Below are 16,591 nucleotides of genomic sequence, written 5' to 3' on the forward strand. Positions count from 1 at the left end.
CTGTGTCGCATGTGGACTTCCCAGAAACGCGGCCGGACGGTCGCCGCGATCACCGGTGTCGCACTGCTCGCCGGCGCCGCTTCGGCACTCGCCGCGGATCAGCACGACGGCTACCACCGAGCCGAGTTCCGGCGTGACGTGCGCACGCTGCACGACCTCGGTCTGATCGGGGTGCAGGGACGAGTCGAGGGCGACGGCCGCCGGTGGACCGAGACCAGCGGCGTGTCCGATCGGGACACCGGACGGCCGGTCGCGCCGAACAGCAGCTTCCGGATCGCCAGCAATACCAAGACATTCGTGGCCGTCGTGCTGCTGCGACTGGTCGACGAGGGCAGGCTCGCCCTCGACGACACCGTCGAGCGGCACCTTCCCGGCCTGATCACCGGCAACGGCAACGACGGCCGCGCGATCACCGTCCGCCAACTGCTCCAGCACACCAGCGGCCTGTTCGACTACCGGGCGGGCTGGCCGCCGACCCCCGAGTTCTTCGAGCAGATCCGCTTCCGCCATTTCGAGCCCACCGAACTGGTGGCCATGGCGCTTCGGCATCCGCCGACCACTCCGCCCGGAGCGCGCCACTCCTACTCGAACACCAACTACGTGGTGGCCGGGATGATCATCCGCGCCGTGACCGGGAACTCCTGGGCCACCGAGGTGCGGCACCGGGTGATCGCACCGCTGCGTCTCACCGGCACCAGCGTCCCCGGCGACGACCCGACCATGCCACGGCCCACGGCACGCGGTTACCAGCAGTGGTTTCCCAGCGATCTCGTCACCGACGTGACCGAGCAGAACCGCAGCGGCAGCGACGCGGCCGGCGCGATCGTCAGCACGCCCGAGGACCTGGCCCGGTTCCTCCGCGCGCTGCTCGCCGGAGGACTGCTCAGCCCGGCGCGACTCGCCGAGATGAAGCAGGTCATCCCCACCGGGGACGGTGAGCCGAGCGGCTACGGTCTCGGCCTCGTCTCGAACCCGCTGAGCTGTGGCGGTGTGTACTGGGGACACGGCGGCCAGACCACCGGCTACCTCAGCACCGTCGGAGTGTCCGAGGACGGCCGGCGCGCCGTGGTGCTGTCCTTCACCGGGCTGACCGGGAAGACCCCGCAGGATCTGGCCGAACCGAAGGCACTCACCGAACGGATGGTCGACCAGGCTCTCTGCGATTAGCGCACCTTCTCCTGATACGCCTCCCGAAGCCGCTCGCGGACGGTTCGACCGCCGGGTGGCGGGCCGGCGGCGATCCCCAGGTGCTCCTCGCGCAGCTCGGCCATGAACCGCTCGCGCAGCTCGTCCCCGCCCTCGTCGAGCACCTGGGCGCGGATCGACAGCTCCTCGCTGACCGGCAGCCACCTGCTGCCCCAGGCACCGAGCGCGTTCATCACCGGCACCAGCTCGATCGCCGCCTCGGTGAGGCTGTAGATCGCCTTCTGCTTGTGGCTCGGGTCGTCCCGCCTGGTCAACAGGCCCAGCTCGACCAGCTTCTTGAGCCGGCTGGCCAGGATGTTCGACGCGATGCCCTCCGTCGAGCCGTTCAGCAGCTCACGGAAGTGCCGCACGCCGCCGAAGATCATGTCGCGCAGGATGATCAGGCTCCACCGGTCGCCGAACACCTCCAGCGACAGGTTGATCGGGCACCCGGAACGCCGTTCCATCAGGCCTCCGCAACTGGTTGCAAACCAGGATCAGTCTAGGCTACGGTCGTAACCACTTGCAAATCGCAATCAGTCTCGGAGGCTTCTCGTGGGAAAGCTGATCTACTCGATGCTCACCTCCCTCGACTGCTACGTCGAGGACTCGACCGGCAACTTCGGCTGGGGCGCTCCGAACGACCCGGCGGTGCACTCCTACGTCACCGAGCTGGCCGCACCCGTCGGCACCTTCCTCTACGGGCGGCGGATGTACGAGACGATGGTCTACTGGGAGACCGCGCACACCGTCCCCGGCCAGGATCAGTACATGCTCGAGTGGGCGCGGCAGTGGCAGGACACCGACAAGATCGTGTACTCGCGGACGCTGGCCGAGCCGACCAGCGCGCGGACCAGGATCGAGCGGGAGTTCGATCCCGCCGCGGTCGAGCGGCTCAAGCTGGAGTTGGGGCACGACCTGACCGTCGACGGCCCGGAGCTCGCCGCGCAGGCGATCAAGGCCGGCCTGGTCGACGAGTGCCACCTGATGCTGTCGCCGGTCGCGGTCGGCGGCGGCAAGCCGTTCTTCCCACAGGGCGTCCAACTCGACCTGAAGCTGCTGGAGGAGCGCCGGTTCGACAGCGGTGTGGTCTTCCTGCGGTACGCCGTCAAGCGCTGACACAGAAAGCGGCGGCCGGAGCACAGGTGCTCCGGCCGCCGCCTCCCCCTGGTCAGCGCGTCACTCCCGCGCGCCGATCAGGGTGACCGGCCGGGCCCTGGTCGCGGAGAGGGCGGTCCAGATGCTCGTGCAACCGACGACGACGAACGCGCCGAGCACCACCAACCCCACCATCAACCACGGAATGGTGACCCCGCCGGAGCCGGTGATCCGCGCCGTCGAGGCGCCGATCCCGATCAGCGTCGTTACCGCCGCGAGCGCGCCGAGGACCAGCCCGATCGCGGTCACGCCCCACGACTCGACCAGCGCCATCCGCACCACCTGCGAGCGGCGCAGACCGCTCACCCGTGCCGCGGCGAACTCGCGCCGCCGGGCCGCCGCACCGATCACCACAGCGTTGATCACGGCGATCAGCGCGTAGAGTCCGGACAGGCCCATCACCACCGTGCTGATCTTGGTCTGCTGCTGATCGTTCTTCTTCGACGTCTCGGCCAGCCACGCCGCCATCGGGGTGACCTCGCCGCCCTGCTCCCGCAGCTTGTCGACGACCGCGCCCTGATCGGCCCCGCCGGCCAGGTGCACCACGGTCTGCGTCGGCGCCGCGGCCAGCACGTCGGCCGGCACCACGTCGCGCGGCAGCAACATCGTCGCGCCGCCGCCGATCGAGTCCGGCAGGAGCGCCACCACCTTCAGCTTCACCGGGTGGTCGCCGATCTTCGCCTCGATCATGGTGCCGAGCTTGATCGTCTGCTCGGTGTCGAACGCGCCGACCGCGACCGTGGCGCCGCGCAGATCGGCCAGCGAGCCCTCGGCCATCGGCACGACGTGCGTGCGCTGGTACGCGACCGGGTCGACCGCGGTGGCCACGGCGGACGCCTTGTGCGTGATCACCTCGGCCGGCTCGGGCGCCTTGGGCGCCTCGCCCTCCTCCGGCTCCTCGGGCTCCTCGACCTCCCCGACCTCGTTGAACGTCGAGGTCAGCGGCACCTGGCTCTCCGGCGACACGAGCTCGACACCCGACGTCCTGGCGATCGCGGGGACCGCGGCACCCTGCGTCGACACGACCAGGTCACCCCGGGTGTCGCGGCGCGCCTGCTCGGCGGCACCGTCGCTGATCGTCTCCGACGAGCCCCACTGCGCCAGCAGCATCGCCACCAGCACCAGCAACGGAGCCGCCGTGGCCGCACTGCGCCGGACGCCGTCACGCAGGTTGGCCTGCGCGAGGGTGCCGATCAGACCGCCGCGGAACAGGAACCCGAAGATCCTCGCCACCAGCGGCACCACCACCGGGCTCAGCGCCGCCATCGCGATCGACGCGACCAGCGCGGCGTTGATCCCGACCGCCATCGCGCCGACCGACGGCAGCAACGCGGAGAGAATCGTCATGGCCAGCGCGGCGAACAGGCAGAACAGACCGGCGATCCACCGACCGGGGGACATCACCTTGCGCACGTCGCCGCTCTCCCGCAGCGCCTCCAGCGGGCGCACCTTGGACGCGCGCCGGGCCGCGACGTACACCCCGGCGATCGCGATGCCCACGCCGACACCGATCGCCACCGCGACGATCCAGAACTGGAAGTCGGGCGTGAATCCTTCCGGCACCAGTTGCAACGAGATCAGCAGGTTGGTCTGCAACTCCATGGTCAGCAACCCGAACGGGATACCGAGCGCGGTGCCGATCGAGCCGAGCACCGCCGCCTCGGACAGCAGCAGCCGGCGCACGTTGCCGCGCGATCCGCCGACCAGCCGCAGCAGCGCGAGGTCCTGGCGGCGCTGCGACACCGTGAACGCGAACGTGGAGCTGACGATGAACGCCGTGAGGAACACCGAGAAGCCGGTCGTGACACCGAGCAGGGCGATGCCGCCCTCGTAGGCGTTCGCCAACTCGATCTGCTGGAGCATCGGGATCGACGCCGGCGGCTCGTAGGTGGCCAGCGAGATCAGGATCAGCAAGGAGGACTGGACCAGCGCGACGCCGATCATCACGGTGATGATCGAGCCGACGAACAGCTGCCAGCGCTCCGCGAACGTGCGCAACGAGAGCTTGAGCATCGCTCAGCCCTCCAGGTGCGCGAGCCGCTCGGCCACCACGGTCGCGGACGGCCGCGCCAGGTGGTCGACGATGACGCCGTCGCGCAGGAACACCACGGAGTCCGCGGCGGCAGCGGCGGCCGGGTCGTGGGTCACCATCACGATGCTCTGTCGCTGCGTCTGCACCATGGTGCGCAACAGGTCCAGCACGACGCGGGCGGACTTGGTGTCCAGCGCGCCGGTCGGCTCGTCGGCGAACAGCACGGCCGGGCGGGTCACCATTCCCCGCGCGATCGCGACGCGCTGCTGCTGGCCGCCGGACAGCTCGCGCGGCTTGTGCTTGGCCCGGTCGGCGAGCCCGACGTTAGCCAGCACGGTGCGCACCAGGCTCTTGTCCACTCGCGTGCCGGCGAGCTTGAGCGACAGCGCCACGTTCTGCTCGGCGGTGAGCGAGCCGATCAGGTTGAAGCTCTGGAACACGAAGCCGACCTCGCGCCGGCGCATGTCGGTGAGCTGGTCGTCATTGGCGAAGGTGATGTCCCGGCCGGCGAGGAACACCTGGCCGGAGCTGACCTGCTCCAACCCGGCCGCGCAGTGCAGCAGGGTCGACTTGCCGGAGCCGGACGGTCCCATCACGGCCGTCCACGTCCCGGTCGGGAAGCTCAGGCTGACATCGTTCAACGCACGCACGGTGGCGTGCTTGGAGCCGTACTCGCGGCTCACCCCGCGCAGCTCGACCGCGCTGGCGGCCGGAGCCTGCTGCGGTAGCTGGAAGTTCACTGTCGTCGTCATGTCATCAATGACACTCGATCGGGCGGTGAAGATCAGGCCGGTTCACTCCACACTTCGAGGTGGACTCAAGCCCACCCCTACCGGGGTCGTTCACCCCCCCGGCGTCGTTCGAGCATCGCGCCGACCTGGCCGGCCACGCGCGTCATGTCGTCGCGCAACCAGGCGAACAGCTCACTCATCTCGATCAGCCGCTCGCCGGCCGGTGTCCCGTCCAGCACCTTCGCTCCCTCGGCGGCCGCGTCGGCCATCATCGCGTTGCTGCGGATGTTGGCCTCCCACGACTTGATCCACACCTCGCCGTCCATGAAGTACCGCTCGCGTCCACGGCTGTTCTCCCGCTCCCGGCGCACCAGGTCCATGCCTTCGAGGTAGGCGATCACCTTGGACACCGACGCCGGGCTGACCCGCAGCCGCGCGACCAACTCCGACGCCGTGCACCCGTCGTCGCTCAGGCACAGGGCGGCCATGACGCGCGACGGCAGCCTCGGCAGCCCCATCGCCAGCATCGCCTCGACGAGGTGCTCTTCGACCTCGCGCACGGCCGCCGAGTCGGTCACCTCGGCCGGCTCGTCCAGTGCCGGGCCCTGCCGTCGCGCGCGCCGGCTGGTGGCCAGGTGCGCGTGCTCGGCGCGGTAGCGGTCGGGGCCGCCGTTGCGCGCGACCTCCCGGCTGACCGTGGACGTCGGCCGGCCGAGACCGCGCGCGATCTCCGCGTACCCGAGTCCGTCGGCCAGACCGGACGCGATCAGGTGCCGGTCCTGCTCGGTGAGCCGTCCACCCGGCATGCGTTCACTCCTCGTCATTGCAACGCCGTGTTGCATTCGCCTCTCACGCTGTTGCAACAAACGGCCTGAGTTCGCCGAAATATAGCCGATCTTGCGCCGATAAGCGTTGCTCAGAGACAAAACGCAACATACGTTTCGGTAAGAGTGAACATCCCACCACGCCGAGGAGGACGACGTGACCGAATCAATCGCCGAGGTGACCGAACTGCCGACCGGGCACCCCGCCGGCTGCCCCTTCGACCCGCCGCGGGAGCTGTCCGAGATCCGCGAGAGCGCCCCGCTGGTGCGCATGGCCTTCCCGGACGGACATCGCGGCTGGCTCGCCACCGGCCACGAAGCGGTCCGGGCCGTGCTGTCCGACAAGCGGTTCAGCTCGCGGTACGAGCTGCTGCACCTGCCGTTCCCGGACATGGGGATGGCCGAGATGCCGCCCGCGTCGCCCGGCGACTTCACCGGGATCGACCCGCCGGGACACACCCGCTACCGGAGCCTGCTCACCAGCAAGTTCACCGTCCGCAGGATGCGCCTGCTGACCGACCGCGTCGAGGAACTGGTCACCGAGCACCTCGACGAGATGGAGCGCACCGGCCCGCCGGTGGACCTGATGCCCGCGTTCGCGCGGCCGATCCCGACGCTGATGATCTGCGAGCTGCTCGGCGTGCCGGCCGACAAGGCCGACGTCTTCCAGCGGTTCGCGGAGGTCACCAACGAGTACGACGCCACGGCGGAGGATCACGCCGAGGCGATCGGCGCGCTGACGGCCTACCTGTCCGAGCTGATCCCGGCCAAGCGCGCCAATCCGACCGACGATCTGCTGAGCGACCTGTTGAGTGATCAGACCGCCAACGACCTGACCGATGAGGAGGTGGGCGGGCTCTGCGGCATTCTCCTCGGGGCCGGCGTCGACACCACGGGCAACATGCTCGCGCTCGGCACGTTCGCGCTGCTGCGACACCCGGAGCAACTCGCCGCGCTGACGGCAGAGCCGGAGCTGATCGGCAACGCGGTCGAGGAGCTGATGCGCTACCTGTCGATCATCCACACCACCGCCCGTGCCGCGCTCGATGACGTCGAGATCGGCGGCCAACTGATCAAGAAGGGCGAGACGGTCGTCGTCTCCACGATCGGCGCCAACCGCGATCCGGCCCGGTTCGCCGACCCGGACACGCTCGACCTGCGCCGCAAGACCGCCGGGCAGGTCGGGTTCGGTCACGGCATCCACCAGTGCCTCGGTCAGCAGCTCGCCCGAGTGGAGATGACCGTCGCGTTTCCGTTGCTGTTCAAGCGATTCCCGACGTTGCGGCTGGCCGTGCCGGACGACGAGGTGCCGCTGCGCGACGCGATGATCCTCGGTGTGCGGTCGCTCCCGGTCACCTGGGACACGCCGTGAGGGTGACCGCGGATCGGGAGCGCTGCGTCGGCTCCGGCATGTGCGCGCTGACCGCGTCCGAGGTATTCGACCAGGACGACGAGGAAGGCCGGGTGCTGGTGCTCGCGCCGGTGCTCTCGGCCGGAGACGAGGACGCCGCACGCGACGCCGCGGACAACTGCCCGGCCGCAGCGATCACCGTCGAGCCGTAGCACGCACCGAACAACGTCGCGTGTCCGAAACTTAGCGACCGCGCCGTTCATGTTTTGCGTACTTTAGCCCGCTAAAGTACGCGGGCCCCGGCGAAGGTGCAGGTCAGCGAGGTGCGGAAACGTGACAGGTCGTCGCAAATGTGACAGGTGGGACTTGGTGCGCCGGCGAGATCACACTCACTGGTTGTTCAGCGCGCTTTTGGCTCGTTCTCGTCGATCATGGCGCGGGACGCCTCGGCGATGATCTCCCGCATGGCCCGCTCGGCCGCGTCCGGATCGCCGGACTGCACGGCCTGCGCGACATCGGCGTGCAGCCGGATCGCGGCCGGGTTGGGGTGCGGCGGCATCAGCCCGTGGTGCGTGCGCCCGACCAAAACCTCGGAGACCACACCGGTCAGCGCGGCGATCATCTCGTTGCCGGACGCCTCCAGCAGTGTCCGGTGGAACAGCAGGTCGGCGCGCAGGAACGCGTCCAGATCGCCGGCCCGGCCGTGCACCGACATCTCCATGACCGCGCCGGTCAGCACGCCGCACTGCTCGGGCGTGACCCGCGTGGCGGCGAGTGCGGCGGCCACCGGCTCGACACCGCGCCGCAGTTCCCCGAGCGAGGCGAGCTGAGCCTCGCGGCCGTCGCCGTCCAGCCGCCAGCGGATCACCAGCGGATCGAACACGTTCCATGACGCCCGGTCCGCCACGGTCACGCCCACCCGGCGGCGGGTGCTCAGCAACCCCATGGACGCCAGTACCCGCACCGCCTCGCGGATCACCGATCGGGACACGCCGTGCCGGGTCGCCAGCTCGTCGATCCGCAGCACCTCGCCCGGCGCCGCCGCCCCGGAGACGATCGCCTTGCCCAGGTGATGGAGCACGTTCTGGTGCAGGGCCTGCTTGGGCGGCTCCATGGCGGTCACAAGGGCCAATGCTCTCACGATTGCGATCCAGCACCCGACCTCATCGATAAAGAACCGTCTTTTGGGTTCATCTGCTTGTAAAAGTCTGATTAATGAGCCACGATCTCCGGCACGACGAACGGAGAAGCCGTGACCGCCACCACACCGCTGATCGCCGTTATGGGAGTGTCCGGATCGGGCAAGACGACCGTGGGCGCCGCCCTGGCCCAACGCCTACGGGTGCCCTACGCCGACGCCGACGACTTCCACCCGCAGGCCAACATCGACAAGATGTCCGCCGGTGTGCCGCTGGACGACACCGACCGGGTGCCCTGGCTGCGCGCGATCGGCGACTGGCTCGCCGAGCACGCCGAGGCCGGCGGCGTGGTGAGCTGCTCGGCACTGCGCCGGTCCTACCGCGACGAGCTGCGCGCCGCCGCGCCGGCCACGCGGTTCGTCCACCTCGACGGCTCGCCCGAGGTGGTGCGCAGGCGGGTCGCCGGACGGGCCGGCCACTTCATGCCCGAATCGCTTGTGGCGTCCCAGTTCGCCACCTTGGAGCCGCTCGGGCCGGACGAGCGCGGGATCGTGCTGGACCTCGACCAGCCGGTGGACCGGATCGTCGACGACTATCTGCGCGCCGCGAAGGAGGAGCCCGCATGAGCGCCCTCGTCCCGGCCGCGCTGATCGGCATGGCGCTGCTGGTCCTGCTGATCACCCGGTTCAAGGTGCACCCGTTCCTCGGCCTGACGATCTCCTCGCTCGTGGTCGCGGCGATCGCCGGCCTGCCGATGGAATCGGCGATCACCAGCTACGGCAAGGGATTCGGCGACACGGCGGCCAGCGTCGGCACGCTGATCGCACTCGGCGCGATGTTCGGCAAGCTGCTCGCCGACTCCGGTGGCGCCGACGTCATCGTGGACACGATCATCGGCCGCTCCAGCCGCCGCGGCCTGCCCTGGGCGATGGCCGCCGTCGGCGCGCTGATCGGCCTGCCGATGTTCTTCGAGATCGGCCTGGTGCTGATCATGCCGGTGATCCTGCTGATCTCCCGGCGGTCCGGAATGTCGTTGGTGCGACTGGGAATTCCGGCACTCGCCGGCCTGTCGGTGATGCACGGTCTGGTGCCGCCGCACCCCGGTCCGCTGGCCGCGGTGACCGCGCTCAAGGCCGACCTCGGGATCACGCTGGGCCTCGGCGTACTGATCGCGCTGCCGACCGTGGTGATCGCCGGGCCGCTGTTCGCCCGTCTCGCCGCGCGCTGGGTGGACGCGCCCGCGCCGGAACTGTTCGACACCGAGGAACGCGAGGACCGGCCGCGCCCGTCGTTCACGGTCACGTTGATCACCGTGCTGCTGCCGGTCGTGCTGATGATGGGCAAGGCGCTGGCCGATATCGTTGCCAGCAAAGGGAATCCGGCGCGCAGCGCGTTGGACTTCCTCGGCGCGCCACTGATCGCACTGCTGATCGCGGTACTCGTCGCGATGTTCACGCTCGGCCGCAGCGCCGGCATGGACGCCAAGGCTGTGGCCAAGTCGGTGGAGACCGGCCTGCCGCCGATCGCCGGAATCCTGCTGATCGTCGCGGCCGGCGGCGGATTCAAGCAGACCTTGATCGACACCGGCATCGGCAAGCTGATCACCGACTGGGTGGCCGGCAGCGGGCTGTCCGTGCTGCTGCTCGCCTGGCTCGTCGCGGTGCTGATCAGGCTGGCGACCGGCTCGGCCACGGTCGCGACGGTCACCGCGTCCGGCATCCTCGTGCCGCTGGTGTCCACGCTCAGCCCCGGCGAGACGTCGCTGCTGGTGCTCGCGATCGGCTCCGGCTCGCTGTTCTTCTCGCACGTCAACGACGCGGGATTCTGGTTGGTGAAGGGCTACTTCGGGCTCACCGTGGGGCAGAACATCAAGACCTGGTCGATCATGGAGACGGTGATCTCGGTGACCGGGCTGATCTTCGTGCTGCTCGCCGACCTGGTGATCTAACGCAGCGTCTGATAGCGAGGGCAAGGCCGCCGCTGGTTCGGCTTCGCCGAAAGGCCTGTGGTCGGGTTGCTTGGGTGGTTGGGAGAGACGCCTTCGGCGTGGCGGCGGTCGCCCTCGCCTTTCGGCCGACCACAGCGCAGTTCTCAGACGCTCACTAACCCAACAGACTCGCCACAGCGTCGGCGAACTCCCGGGGCGCCTCCTGCGGCGCGTTGTGCCCGACCCCGTCGAGGCTGCGGAACTCGTATTTCTCGGTGAACATGCCACGGTCCTCGGCGGCGCTCGGCCCGCCGATGCCGTCGTCGGCACCCTCCAGGACGATCGCCGGGACGTCGATCTGCGGCTGATCGGCGAGCAGGTACTCCATCCGCTGATACCGGGGATCGCCCTCGACCAGGTCGTAGCGGTGCCGGTAGGAGTGGATCACGACGTCGACGAAATCCGGGTTGTGCAGGCTCGTGGCACTCGCGGCGAACGCCTCCGACGCGCCGGTCCAGGTCGGCGACCAGGTGCGCCACAGAAATTCGCACAGCCCGTCCCGATCCCGCTCCAGCGCACGGCGGCCGCGCTCGGAGTGGAAGTAGTACTGATACCAGTAGGTGCGCTCCCATTCCGGCTCGCCGGGCTCGGCGGAATGCTCGATGTCCTGGATGTTGTAGCCGTCCACGGTCACCAGGCCGCGCACGCGTTCCGGCTGCAGCGCGGCCACGATGCACGCCGCGCGGCCGCCCCAGTCGTAGCCGGCGAGCACCGGGTTCTCGATGTCGAGCACGTCCATGAACTCCAGCAGATCCGTGGCCAGCGCGGCCTGCTGGCCCGACCGCGGGGTGTCCTCGTCGCGGAACCGGGTCTGCCCGAACCCGCGCAGGTAGGGCGCGAGCACGAACGCCCCCTCCGCCGCGAGCAGCGGCGCGACCTCGTCGAAGGCCCGCACGTCGTACGGGAATCCGTGCAGCAGGATCACCGGCTTCCCGCCGGCCTCCCCCGCCTGCTCGTAGGCGATGTCCAATACCGGCGTGCTGATCTGCGCTGTCGCGGAGAACCCCATACCACAGATCATTCCATGGGCGGCCGACATTCGATTGTGCGGCCACGCTTCACGATTGTGTACAGAAACCCGAACTGGACCTTAACGGTGTTTCGCTCCACTCTGGCCTTGTGACAGTCGGACGGAGGGAGGGAGCAGGCGATGGTGACCGAATGCCCGCACTGCGGCAGGAACGACCGCGACACCCCGTTCACCGAGGTGTCGCGGCACCCGGTCGCGGCAGGTGTCGTGGTGTGGTCCCGGTGTCGCTGTGGCTCGCTGCAGGTTCGTCAACTCTCCACGACGAACGAGGCAGTGATCGCCCGAGGACGGCCGTGCGTTCGCGCGGTCTCGGTCACCTCGGCCGCAGCCGATCGGCCACCTCGCCGAGCGCGTCCAGCCCGCGGGCGATGAGCACCTGGTCCTCACTGCCGCGTCGGACACAGACGATGAGGTGCCGACGCGGGATCCATTCTCCGGCAAGGGGAATCCGCCGCACGGGCAAGTCGCCGGCGACCGGGGCCAGGCGCGGGATCAGGCAGATGCCGTGTCCGTGCGCGACGAGCCCGCCGACGGCGAACCAGTCGCTCGCCCGGTGCGTGATCCGGGGCGTGAACCCGGCGATCGCCGCGGCCGTCAGCAGGAGCTGGTGCTGGTCGCGCGGATCGCCGGCCTGGATCCAGTTCTCCTCGGCGGCCTCGGTGAGGTGCACCGACGGCCGGCCGGCGAACGAGTGGTTCTCTCCGACCAGCAGATCCTGTGGTTCGTCGAACAGCAATCGCTGCGCGAATCGACCGTCACTGGAATGCGGCGAGTCCGGAGCGAGAATCGCGATGACGATATCCGTGCGATCGGTCAGGAGTAGCTGGAAATGGTCGTCGTTCGGATCCTCGCTGACCTGAAAAGTCATCTCCGGATAGCGTCGTTCGAGATTCTCGATGGCCGGAGCGACGATTTCCGCCAATGCGGTCGAGATCCCGGTGACGCGCAGATGGCCAGCCGTTCCGTCGCGGTATCCGTCGAGCGCCGCGCGGGTCTTCTCCCATTGCGCGGCAAGGAGATCGGCGTGCCTGATCAGCGCGAGCGCCGCCGGTGTGAGCTGCACCCCGCGCCCGACCGGATCGAGCAGCCGAACGCCGAGTTCGCTCGACAACTGCCGCATCTGCTGTGACACCGCGGACGGCGAGAGATGGAGAGCGTTCGCGGCCGCCGTGACCGTTTCTTCCGCCCTCAGCACCCGCAGTGTGTGCAAGCGATGGTCGATCATGCGGTTATTCTAGGTGGAAATCGCGAAAGCCTTCGCCTGCTCGAGAACCTTTTCCAGCATCGCGGGCGTGAGCCTGCCGGTGAACGTGTTCTGCTGCGAGACGTGAAAGCAGCCGAGCATGTGTAGCGGTGCGCCGCCGTCGGTGGCCGGCAGCTCCACGTGCGCGCCGTGGCCGAACTTCGGGCGCGGTGACGGCACCGACCAGCACGCGTCGGAGAGCACGGGAAGCGTTGCCTGCCAACCGAAACCGCCGAGCACGACGAGCGCGCGCAGCGTCGGCCGCAGCAGTGCCAGCTCACGCGCGAGCCACGGCCGGCAGTTGTCCCGCTCCTGCGGCGTCGGCTTGTTGGCCGGCGGCGCGCACTTCACCGGCGCGGTGATCCTGGTGTGCCGCAAGGAAAGCCCGTCCTCGGCGTGCGTCGACGTCGGCTGCGAGGCGAGCCCCACGGCGTGCAGCGCGGCGTAGAGGACATCGCCCGACCGGTCGCCGGTGAACATGCGGCCGGTCCGGTTCGCGCCGTGTGCCGCGGGCGCCAGGCCGACGATCGCGATCTCCGCGTCCGCGGGCCCGAACCCGGGCACCGGCCGGCCCCAGTAGGTCCAGTCGCGGAAGGCGGCGCGCTTGTCCCGCGCGACCTGCTCACGCCAGTCCACCAGCCGCGGGCAGGCGCGGCAGGTGGACACCCACTCGTCCAGTTGGTCCAGGTCGGTGGCACGAGAAGCTCGATCCGGCATCACCGGGCGATCATCACACGTAGGGTTGTCGCATGGCCGAAGAGGACACCAACGGCGGCGACGACGCCGTCGAGCAGCGCGACGAGGCGAACGGTGGGGAGCCCACCGACGACCTGGTCACCACGGAGCACTCGATCACCGTCGCGCGGCGCAAGATCGACTACACCGCGACGACCGGGCGGATCGTGCTGCGCCAGGAGGTGCTGACGGACGGGAAGTTCGACGGCCACCAGGCCAAGGCGGAGGTGTTCGTCACCTCGTACACGGTCGACGGGGCCGATCCGGAGAAGCGCCCGGTGACCTTCGCGTTCAACGGCGGGCCGGGCAGCTCCAGCGTGTGGCTGCACCTCGGCCTGCTCGGGCCGCGCCGGGTGGTGTCCGGTGACGTCGGTGCGCTGGAGCCGCCGCCGTACGGTCTCGAGGACAACCCGGAAACCCTGCTGGCACACAGTGATCTGGTGTTCATCGATCCCGTGTCGACCGGTTACTCGCGGGCGGTGAAGGGCGGCAAGCCGGCCGAGTTCCACGCGTTCAAGGCGGACATCGAGTCGGTCGGCGAGGTGATCCGGCTGTGGACGTCGCGCAATGGACGGTGGCTGTCGCCGAAGTTCCTGGCCGGCGAGTCGTACGGCACGACGCGCGCGGCCGGCGTCGCCGAGCATCTGCAGACGCGGTACGGGATGTACGTCAACGGCCTGATGTTGATCTCGGCGGTGCTCGACTTCTCGACGCTGAGCTTCAACGACGGCAACGATTCGCCGTATCCGCTGTACCTGCCGACCTACGCGGCGATCGCGCATTACCACGGTCTGCACGGCGATCGCCCGCTCGCCGACGTGCTCGCCGACGCGGAGGAGTTCGCCGCCCGCGACTACCCCTGGGCGCTGGCCCAGGGCGCGCGTCTGTCCACAGAGGACAGGGCGGCGGCCGTGGCCACGATCGCGCGGCTGACCGGGTTGTCCGAGGATTACGTCGATCGCGTGAACCTGCGGGTGGAGCACGTCCGGTTCTTCACAGAAGTGTTGCGGCACAAGAAGATGACGGTCGGCCGGCTGGACGGCCGGTTCACCGGGTGGGACGTCGACTACGGGCGGGAGCACTTTTCGGACGACCCGTCGTTCACCGCGATCATGGGTGCCTACACCGCCGGCCTGCACCACTATCTCGGCACGGAGCTGGAGTACGCGAACGACCTGCCCTACGAAATCCTCAGCACGAAGACGAACATGGCCTGGTCGTACAAGGAATTCGAGAACGCGCACGTCACGGTGTCGGACAAACTGGCGGCGGCGATGCGCGCGAACCCGCATCTGAAGGTGCACGTCGGCTCCGGCTATCACGACGGTGCGACGCCGTACTACGCCACCGAGCACACCCTGGCGCACCTGGCCGTCCCCGCCGAACTGCGCGACAACATCACGGTCGCCTACTACGAGGCCGGCCACATGATGTACGTCCACCCCGCCAGCCGCACCCAACAGTCCAACGACCTCGCCGATTTCGTCGCCACAGCCTCAAACCGGACGTAGTTCTGAGGCTATGAAGCACCCCATCGGCTGGTGCCCGGTCTGTAGCCAGGAGGCCGCGAGCCTGACCGGCGACACACCGTGATCCCGCGCTAACCTCGTGCTTTCACGGGATTTGAGTCGACACGTGCTGTAGATGCACGGAAGTGCCTGTCCTGCAAGGGAAACTGGTGTTTGCGAAGACATCAGTGACCACTCGTAGGAAGGCACTCCGTAGGTGAAGCGTAACCGGTGGCGTCCGTGGTTGTCAGTTGTGTCCGGCGGCGAGTCGTTGATCTCCTCGGCCGGAGGTGTTCTGTTGGCCGAGACGGCTCGTGTGTGCGGCTTGGACCGGGCGATGTCGGCTCGGCTGGCGCCGTGGCGGCCGGTGCGGACAATCCATGATCCGGCCAAGGTCATGCTGGATCTGGCTGTCGCGGTCGCTCTGGGTGGGACTGTGCCGCGGATATGGCGGTGGTGCGGGCGCAGCCGGGTGTGTTCGGGGCGGTGGCGTCGGATCCGACGGTGTCGCGGCTGATCGATCGGCTCGCCGAGGAGTCCGGGGAGGGTTCGTTGGCGGCGATCCGTGCGGCGCGGGCCGATGCGCGGGCGCGGGTGTGGCAGATGGCTGGGGTGCCGAGGCAGGCGGGGCTGGTGGTGCTGGATCTGGACGCGACGTTGGTGATCGCGCATTCGGACAAGGAGTGGGCGGCCAAGACCTGGAAGAAGACGTTCGGGTTTCATCCGTTGCTCGGCTATGTCGATCACGTCGACGGCGGGACCGGGGAGCCGGTGGCATCGTTGCTGCGGAAGGGAAACGCGGGCTCGAACACCACTACGGATCACCTCACCGTGCTGGATCAGGCGCTGGCTCAGCTACCCGAGGACGCCACCGAGACTGATGTCGAGGGACGGCGGGCAGTCCTGGTGCACACTGACGCCGCCGGCGCCACCCACGGCTTCACCAAACGGATCGCCGAGTTGGGGATGCAGTTCTCGGTGGGCGCTTACCTGCACCAATTCGACATCACCACCGTGCTCGCGCGCTCGCGCTTGCTGCCGCGCGAGGCGTGGACCCCGACCTACGACACCGACCGTTGCGAGCGCGACGGGGCATGGGTGGCCGAAGCCACTGGCCTGGTCGACCTGACGGCCTGGCCGCCGGGGACCCGGCTGATCCTGCGTAAGGAACGCCCGCACCCCGGCGCCCAACTACGGTTCACCGACACCAACGGCCTGCGAGTCACCGGACTGCTCACCAACACCGCGGGCGGGCAGCACGCCGACCTGGAACTGCGGCACCGCCGCCACGCCCGCGTCGAGGACCGCATCCGCGCGGCCAAAGACACCGGCCTGCGCAACCTGCCCTTTCACGACGCCACCCAGAACACCCTCTGGTTGGAGATCTGCGCATTGGCCCAGGACCTGGTCGCCTGGACCCAACGCCTCGCGCTGACCGGCTGGGCAGCCGTCGCAGAACCTAACGGCTCCGTCTACGGATTTCGGCGTGGCCGGCCGACTGGTCCGCACCGCACGCCACCTACGACTCAAGATCCCCACCACCTGGCCCTGGGCCGACACCCTGACCACCGCACACCAACGCCTCACGCCTCTCAACACAACCTGAACCCGCCACCCCGACCCCAACAAGCAGCACCCGGAGCACCCGCACAACCAGCTAAGCGGGCA

The 16,591-nt window shown here is 69.1% G+C and carries 15 protein-coding genes and 1 pseudogene; 8 read left to right on the forward strand and 8 right to left on the reverse strand.

Annotated features, from left to right (window positions below):
* Nucleotides 1-9 precede the first annotated feature (9 nt).
* Nucleotides 10-1,167 (forward strand): serine hydrolase domain-containing protein, encoded by a 1,158-nt coding sequence (locus EV193_RS19590; RefSeq protein WP_130345622.1) that lies wholly within the window; start codon nucleotides 10-12, stop codon nucleotides 1,165-1,167.
* On the opposite strand, the gene EV193_RS19595 is transcribed toward EV193_RS19590, so the two are convergent.
* Nucleotides 1,164-1,652, reverse strand: a complete 489-nt coding sequence (locus EV193_RS19595; protein WP_130345623.1) for a winged helix-turn-helix transcriptional regulator — start codon at nucleotides 1,650-1,652, stop codon at nucleotides 1,164-1,166. The genes EV193_RS19590 and EV193_RS19595 overlap by 4 nt on opposite strands.
* A gap of 88 nt (nucleotides 1,653-1,740) precedes the next feature.
* Here EV193_RS19595 and EV193_RS19600 point away from each other — a divergent pair, with 88 nt between their 5' ends.
* Nucleotides 1,741-2,304 carry a dihydrofolate reductase family protein gene (locus EV193_RS19600; protein ID WP_130345624.1) on the forward strand — a complete coding sequence of 188 codons (564 nt, stop codon included), beginning with the start codon at nucleotides 1,741-1,743 and terminating at the stop codon, nucleotides 2,302-2,304.
* A gap of 60 nt (nucleotides 2,305-2,364) precedes the next feature.
* On the opposite strand, the gene EV193_RS19605 is transcribed toward EV193_RS19600, so the two are convergent.
* From EV193_RS19605 to EV193_RS19615, 3 genes are all read right to left on the reverse strand, one after another.
* The gene (locus EV193_RS19605) at nucleotides 2,365-4,356 is read right to left on the reverse strand and encodes an ABC transporter permease (RefSeq protein WP_130345625.1); all 1,992 of its coding nucleotides are present in this window, start codon (nucleotides 4,354-4,356) and stop codon (nucleotides 2,365-2,367) included.
* Nucleotides 4,357-4,359: 3 nt separating this feature from the next.
* Nucleotides 4,360-5,127, reverse strand: a complete 768-nt coding sequence (locus tag EV193_RS19610) for an ABC transporter ATP-binding protein (RefSeq protein WP_130345626.1) — start codon at nucleotides 5,125-5,127, stop codon at nucleotides 4,360-4,362.
* Between the two features lie 77 nt (nucleotides 5,128-5,204).
* A complete protein-coding gene (locus tag EV193_RS19615) occupies nucleotides 5,205-5,912 on the reverse strand; it encodes a GbsR/MarR family transcriptional regulator (RefSeq protein WP_130345627.1) in 708 nt (235 codons plus the stop codon).
* 175 nt (nucleotides 5,913-6,087) lie between these two features.
* Between EV193_RS19615 and EV193_RS19620 the strand changes: the two genes are divergently transcribed.
* Together EV193_RS19620 and EV193_RS19625 are read left to right on the forward strand one after the other, a co-directional pair.
* On the forward strand, nucleotides 6,088-7,302 hold the full coding sequence (locus tag EV193_RS19620; RefSeq protein WP_130345628.1) for a cytochrome P450: 1,215 nt from the start codon (nucleotides 6,088-6,090) through the stop codon (nucleotides 7,300-7,302).
* Nucleotides 7,303-7,304: 2 nt separating this feature from the next.
* Nucleotides 7,305-7,493 carry a ferredoxin gene (locus tag EV193_RS19625; protein WP_341273178.1) on the forward strand — a complete coding sequence of 63 codons (189 nt, stop codon included), beginning with the start codon at nucleotides 7,305-7,307 and terminating at the stop codon, nucleotides 7,491-7,493.
* Between the two features lie 188 nt (nucleotides 7,494-7,681).
* Here EV193_RS19625 and EV193_RS19630 read toward each other — a convergent pair whose 3' ends face one another.
* A complete protein-coding gene (locus EV193_RS19630) occupies nucleotides 7,682-8,395 on the reverse strand; it encodes a FadR/GntR family transcriptional regulator (protein ID WP_207222726.1) in 714 nt (237 codons plus the stop codon).
* A gap of 168 nt (nucleotides 8,396-8,563) precedes the next feature.
* Between EV193_RS19630 and EV193_RS19635 the strand changes: the two genes are divergently transcribed.
* The gene (locus tag EV193_RS19635) at nucleotides 8,564-9,046 is read left to right on the forward strand and encodes a gluconokinase (RefSeq protein WP_130345811.1); all 483 of its coding nucleotides are present in this window, start codon (nucleotides 8,564-8,566) and stop codon (nucleotides 9,044-9,046) included.
* Nucleotides 9,043-10,368 carry a GntP family permease gene (locus EV193_RS19640; RefSeq protein WP_130345631.1) on the forward strand — a complete coding sequence of 442 codons (1,326 nt, stop codon included), beginning with the start codon at nucleotides 9,043-9,045 and terminating at the stop codon, nucleotides 10,366-10,368. The genes EV193_RS19635 and EV193_RS19640 overlap by 4 nt, the downstream gene beginning before the upstream one ends.
* A gap of 154 nt (nucleotides 10,369-10,522) precedes the next feature.
* Here the strand turns inward: EV193_RS19640 and EV193_RS19645 are convergent, their stop codons facing one another.
* The 3 genes from EV193_RS19645 to EV193_RS19660 all read right to left on the reverse strand — a co-directional run bounded on the left by EV193_RS19645 (nucleotide 10,523) and on the right by EV193_RS19660 (nucleotide 13,397).
* Complete coding sequence (locus EV193_RS19645; RefSeq protein ID WP_130345632.1) at nucleotides 10,523-11,416, reverse strand: alpha/beta fold hydrolase; 894 nt, start codon at nucleotides 11,414-11,416, stop codon at nucleotides 10,523-10,525.
* 334 nt (nucleotides 11,417-11,750) lie between these two features.
* A complete protein-coding gene (locus EV193_RS19655) occupies nucleotides 11,751-12,662 on the reverse strand; it encodes a LysR family transcriptional regulator (RefSeq protein WP_130345634.1) in 912 nt (303 codons plus the stop codon).
* A 9-nt stretch (nucleotides 12,663-12,671) separates the two neighbouring features.
* Nucleotides 12,672-13,397 (reverse strand): uracil-DNA glycosylase, encoded by a 726-nt coding sequence (locus EV193_RS19660; RefSeq protein WP_130345812.1) that lies wholly within the window; start codon nucleotides 13,395-13,397, stop codon nucleotides 12,672-12,674.
* Between the two features lie 32 nt (nucleotides 13,398-13,429).
* On the opposite strand from EV193_RS19660, the gene EV193_RS19665 reads away from it, so the two are divergent.
* Complete coding sequence (locus EV193_RS19665; RefSeq protein WP_130345635.1) at nucleotides 13,430-14,926, forward strand: S10 family peptidase; 1,497 nt, start codon at nucleotides 13,430-13,432, stop codon at nucleotides 14,924-14,926.
* Between the two features lie 214 nt (nucleotides 14,927-15,140).
* A pseudogene (locus EV193_RS19670) lies at nucleotides 15,141-16,529 on the forward strand (IS1380 family transposase).
* The last annotated feature ends 62 nt before the right edge of the window (nucleotides 16,530-16,591 follow it).

The sequence above is a fragment of the Herbihabitans rhizosphaerae genome (assembly GCF_004216555.1).
Lineage (GTDB): Bacteria > Actinomycetota > Actinomycetes > Mycobacteriales > Pseudonocardiaceae > Herbihabitans > Herbihabitans rhizosphaerae.

Coding starts and splice junctions, on each gene's coding strand:
- EV193_RS19590 (WP_130345622.1), top strand. CDS start 10: ATGTGGACTTCCCAGAAACGCGGCCGGACGGTCGCCGCGATCACCGGT.
- EV193_RS19595 (WP_130345623.1), bottom strand. CDS start 1,652: ATGGAACGGCGTTCCGGGTGCCCGATCAACCTGTCGCTGGAGGTGTTC.
- EV193_RS19605 (WP_130345625.1), bottom strand. CDS start 4,356: ATGCTCAAGCTCTCGTTGCGCACGTTCGCGGAGCGCTGGCAGCTGTTC.
- EV193_RS19610 (WP_130345626.1), bottom strand. CDS start 5,127: ATGACGACGACAGTGAACTTCCAGCTACCGCAGCAGGCTCCGGCCGCC.
- EV193_RS19615 (WP_130345627.1), bottom strand. CDS start 5,912: ATGCCGGGTGGACGGCTCACCGAGCAGGACCGGCACCTGATCGCGTCC.
- EV193_RS19630 (WP_207222726.1), bottom strand. CDS start 8,395: ATGGAGCCGCCCAAGCAGGCCCTGCACCAGAACGTGCTCCATCACCTG.
- EV193_RS19635 (WP_130345811.1), top strand. CDS start 8,564: ATGGGAGTGTCCGGATCGGGCAAGACGACCGTGGGCGCCGCCCTGGCC.
- EV193_RS19640 (WP_130345631.1), top strand. CDS start 9,043: ATGAGCGCCCTCGTCCCGGCCGCGCTGATCGGCATGGCGCTGCTGGTC.
- EV193_RS19645 (WP_130345632.1), bottom strand. CDS start 11,416: ATGGGGTTCTCCGCGACAGCGCAGATCAGCACGCCGGTATTGGACATC.
- EV193_RS19655 (WP_130345634.1), bottom strand. CDS start 12,662: ATGATCGACCATCGCTTGCACACACTGCGGGTGCTGAGGGCGGAAGAA.
- EV193_RS19660 (WP_130345812.1), bottom strand. CDS start 13,397: ATGCCGGATCGAGCTTCTCGTGCCACCGACCTGGACCAACTGGACGAG.
- EV193_RS19665 (WP_130345635.1), top strand. CDS start 13,430: ATGGCCGAAGAGGACACCAACGGCGGCGACGACGCCGTCGAGCAGCGC.